Consider the following 1,633-nt stretch of genomic DNA (forward strand, 5'->3'; position numbering starts at 1 on the left):
AAAATTCAAAATTATTACTTACTCAACAACGATGAAGACGACGAACTACGTTACAAGCTAATGCTGACACAAAGCGACAAGGATACATTGAAGCGTCTTGTGGAAGGACACGATTTTCCTTCAACCGCATCTCAGCGCATCGTTGAAAACTTCCAATTCTACGAAAAGCAAATACAAGAAAGCAAAATCAATTTGGAAACATTATACGATCTTTAGTTTCCGCTAAAAACGGAACATGAAACAAGCGGAGGATCAAAGCGGTATCACAGAACCTTACCAAATGAGCCCAAAATCTACCTCAAGGCACCCCGACGTAGACACCTGCAGCGGTTTTTGGTCGGCGAGCCAGGCATCCTTTGGGTAAATGGGCAGTCACCGAGTTCTTTTCTCGAAGTTGGCCTGAAAATAGGGCATCTTTGGGAAATGGCTGACCCATGAGCTGCCGCCGAAAACGGCCAGGCGTTCTTTTCGGCTTGCGATCCCAGAACCCGGTGGGCATGGCCGGAAAAGTTGCCGCAAGAAAACTCAAAAGCGAGCCTGCCAGGAGAGCCAGTTCAGGCAAGCGTTGGATACTTTCCGAGTTGTGAACGAATTGGCGATGGGCGCCGACCATCTGCTTCGCGCTCAACGGGATCTGCTCCACGGGCCAGCGGTCTTTGTAGATGGCGCGCACACTCTCAGGTTTGAGCGCCACGGGGGTGGCCAATAGCCAGGGCTGCTCAAAAGCAGGATCATAGATGGCGTAGACATCGAAGGTCAGGTTGTTTTGAGCGGGTAGGACTTGATGCAAAATCAGTTTGCGCCAAATCTCCACCCGGATCGCGTGCGCATGCTCAACCCAGACATAGTTTTCATCTGGCTGGGTAGCATCCAGGGTTTTGCCTGTGTGTCTGCGTGGCAATGGGCGGACCAAGGCCCCGTAAGTGGGCTTACGCCCCAGGATGTGTTTGGGCAGATAATTACGCCGTGCGGTGAAGTTGATCGCCAAACGCAGGACATACCGCTCAATTCCAGCTTCTTGGAGGTCGCCGATTTTCATCCCAGCGTCAATCACCGCAATTTCATCCGCCTTGAGCCCTTTTTGGGCGTTTTTGAGCATCTCTCGCCACAAGCGTTTCTCACGGTGGTCTTTGGGATGCACCCGTTCGAAGGCACGGGGCAGGGCCAGTCTCTGTCCATTGATTTCGCCCACTTCGCCCACGATCCCAAAGATGACTGCGGGGAGTGCCCGATTGGCGGCTGGGTGATAGTGTTGGCCGGGACAATCCTTCAACGCGGGACGCCAAAAGGCGGTCACATCGATTGGGACGGGCAGATAACCTTCGTAGCGATGTTCTTGCCAACCAGGCAATGCTTTGACATGCTGACGCCATAACATTAAGATGACTGGCATTTGCCACACCCCTTTGCGAAAAGCAGCCCAGGCTCTGCGGGTGGCTGCATCGTCTAAGCCAATCGATTTGAACGCCGGGAAGATAGCCCCTCGGCTGGGCAAGAGGGCTCCGCTGAACAACATTCAAAAAAAATGTAACAGGGCTAGATTGGTTCCGATGGGTCGATCCGGGATCAAAATGCTCAAAACGCTTATGGTATGATTGATCATGGTAATGGGTTCCTGTGAAATCTGGTTTGT

2 protein-coding genes are annotated in these 1,633 nt (G+C 52.1%); one reads left to right on the top strand and one right to left on the bottom strand.

The window, feature by feature from the left end; translation table 11 throughout:
* On the top strand, positions 1 to 216 hold a 216-nt coding region (locus Q7K71_03865; GenBank protein ID MDO8675237.1), incomplete at its 5' end, for a hypothetical protein.
* Between the two features lie 82 nt (positions 217 to 298).
* Here Q7K71_03865 and Q7K71_03870 read toward each other — a convergent pair.
* Positions 299 to 1,393, bottom strand: a complete 1,095-nt coding sequence (locus Q7K71_03870; GenBank protein MDO8675238.1) for a hypothetical protein — start codon at positions 1,391 to 1,393, stop codon at positions 299 to 301.
* Positions 1,394 to 1,633 lie beyond the last annotated feature (240 nt).

It is taken from the genome of Candidatus Omnitrophota bacterium (genome assembly GCA_030650275.1).
Taxonomy (GTDB): Bacteria; Omnitrophota; Gorgyraeia; order Zapsychrales; family Fredricksoniimonadaceae; genus JACPXN01.

Coding starts and splice junctions, on each gene's coding strand:
- Q7K71_03870 (MDO8675238.1), bottom strand. CDS start 1,393: ATGCCAGTCATCTTAATGTTATGGCGTCAGCATGTCAAAGCATTGCCT.